The sequence below is a fragment of the Collinsella sp. TM09-10AT genome, from assembly GCF_003436275.1.
In the GTDB taxonomy this organism is placed as follows: Bacteria; Actinomycetota; Coriobacteriia; order Coriobacteriales; family Coriobacteriaceae; genus Collinsella.
Genome location: NZ_QSOP01000043.1, coordinates 1 through 2,158 on the forward strand (window position 1 = coordinate 1; position 2,158 = coordinate 2,158).

The following is a 2,158-nucleotide window of genomic DNA, read 5'->3' on the forward strand; positions in this document are numbered from 1 at the left end:
AGGCGGGGCCGAGGCCGCCTCGATCAATTTGCGAAAGAATCTTGACGGTACCCTTTCCAGCGAGGCTAAAACCGAATACCGTTACCCTTGACCGTTTACCCGACACAGCAGGTAGACGGTCTTTTGTTTTGCCAAGAAGGAGGTCAAACACGATGGACAAGTCACGCGAAGAATTAGAGAAAGAGTATGCTGAGGCCACCGCTAAGTTGGAGCAGTACCAGCACAGAGGCCAGCGGTATGAGAACCGCATCCGCTACTACACCCAAGGCGAAAGGAAGAAGCGAAACCACCGACTTATCACCCGTGGCGGAGCGGTGGAGAGTATCGCCCCGGAGGTGCGCGGCATGAGCGAAAGGGCCTTTTTTCTTTTGATGGAAAAGGTCTTTTCCCTGCCGGAAGTTGCCGCCCTGGTGAGCCAAGCCACTGACCAGCAGGAAAGCGGATAATTGGCCCTGTTCCATCTCCACGTTACCCAGGTCAAACGGAGCGCGGGACAGTCTGTTGTCACGTCCGCCGCCTACCGAGCCGGGGAGAAATTGTATAGCGAATACTATGGCGAGGTCAGCGACTACACCCACAAGGGCGGCGTGGTCTGCACAGACATTCTCCTGCCGCCCCAGGCCCCCAACCAGTACCAAGACCGCGCCACCCTCTGGAACGCCGTGGAGAAGGCCGAGCGCGGCAAGAAAGCCCAGCTTGCATATAGCTTTGACATTGCCTTGCAGAACGAGTTTTCATTGGAGGAAAACATCGCTCTTGCAAGGCAATTTGTTTCGGAGCAGCTTGTGGGCCGGGGCATGATTGCCGACTTTGCCATCCACCAGCCGGACAAGGAGGACGGCGGTATTCCTAACCCGCACTTTCATGTTCTCTGCCCCATCCGGCCCATTGAGCCAGACGGCAAATGGGGGTGCAAGCAGCGCCGCCGCTACCGTCTGGACGAGGACGGGAACCGCATTATGGGAGAGGACGGCAAGCCCCTCTTTGACGCTGTTCCCACTACCGACTGGGGAAGCCCGGAAACACTGGAACATTGGCGGGAGGCGTGGGCCGCTATGGTGAACGCCAAGTTTGAGGAAAAGGGGCTGACCTGCCGCATCGACCACCGCTCCTATGAGCGTCAGGGCCTTGACCTGCTGCCCACCGTCCATGAGGGCGTGGCCGTCCGCCAGATGGAGGCCAAGGGCATCCCCACCGACAAGGGCGATCTGAACCGCTGGATAAAAAAGGCCAACAACATTCTGCGGGATATTCGGAAGAAAATCGCCGGCCTGACGGATTGGATTAAGGCCATAAAAGAAGAATTGAGCAAGCCCCAGGCCCCGACCCTTGCCGCCCTGCTGACCGACTACTATGAGGGCCGGAACGCCGGAGCATGGAGCCGCAACGCCAGGATTGGAAATCTTAAAGGTTTTGCCGAGGCCATCAATTTTCTGACCGAGAGGGGCATCGCTACGCTGGAAGATTTAGAGACCCATATCGCCGCCCAGAGTGAACGAACGGAGGCCATCAACACATCCATGAAAGCGAAGCGTGACCGTCTGAACGAATTGAAGGAACTGCTTCGCCTTGTTGACCTCTACCGAGACACCAAGCCCGTCTATGACGAGTTGCAGGGTATCAAGTGGAAGGGCAAGCGGGAAAAATTCGAGAGGGAGCATGAGAACGAGTTGAGGACGTTCCACATGGCCCGCCGGAAGCTGGACAAGCACCGTTCCCCTGCTGGTAAAATCCCCGTTCATGCGTGGGAACAGGAACAGGCGAGGCTTCACCAGGAGTACACAGCCGAGTATGAGCAGTACAAGCCTATCCAAGACGATTTGCGGCGGCTTCAACAGGTGAAGCGGAACGCCGATGCTGCCATACACCAGCAGGAGCAGACCCAGCAGAAACGCCGGGAGGTGGAGCGGTGAACGGCATTCCCCGACTGACCTACCAGCAGTACCGAGCCGTCCGGCGGCTGGTGCATGACTGCTGCAATTATGACGGCGGCAACTGTCTTGCTCTTGATGACGGCTGGGAGCCTTGTGTCTGCGTCCAGAGTATCACCTATTCCCTGGTCTGTAAATGGTTCCGCGCCGCCGTCCTGCCAACAGACAAGGGGTCCTTGATTATCGACTTTATCCGAACACCTCCCACATTCATCCGTACATGTACG

3 protein-coding genes are annotated in these 2,158 nt (G+C 57.4%); all 3 read left to right on the forward strand.

The features are described 5' to 3' along the window. The first annotated feature begins 152 nt into the window (after positions 1-152). A complete protein-coding gene (locus tag DXD77_RS10120; protein WP_021631985.1) occupies positions 153-446 on the forward strand; it encodes a DUF3847 domain-containing protein in 294 nt (97 codons plus the stop codon). Then, positions 447-1,913 (forward strand): MobQ family relaxase, encoded by a 1,467-nt coding sequence (mobQ, locus tag DXD77_RS10125; protein WP_021631986.1) that lies wholly within the window; start codon positions 447-449, stop codon positions 1,911-1,913. It abuts the gene before it with no gap. Next, a partial coding sequence (locus DXD77_RS10130; RefSeq protein ID WP_304529396.1) for a cysteine-rich VLP domain-containing protein occupies positions 1,910-2,158 on the forward strand: 249 nt, incomplete at its 3' end. The genes mobQ and DXD77_RS10130, both read left to right, overlap by 4 nt.

Coding starts and splice junctions, on each gene's coding strand:
- DXD77_RS10120 (WP_021631985.1), top strand. CDS start 153: ATGGACAAGTCACGCGAAGAATTAGAGAAAGAGTATGCTGAGGCCACC.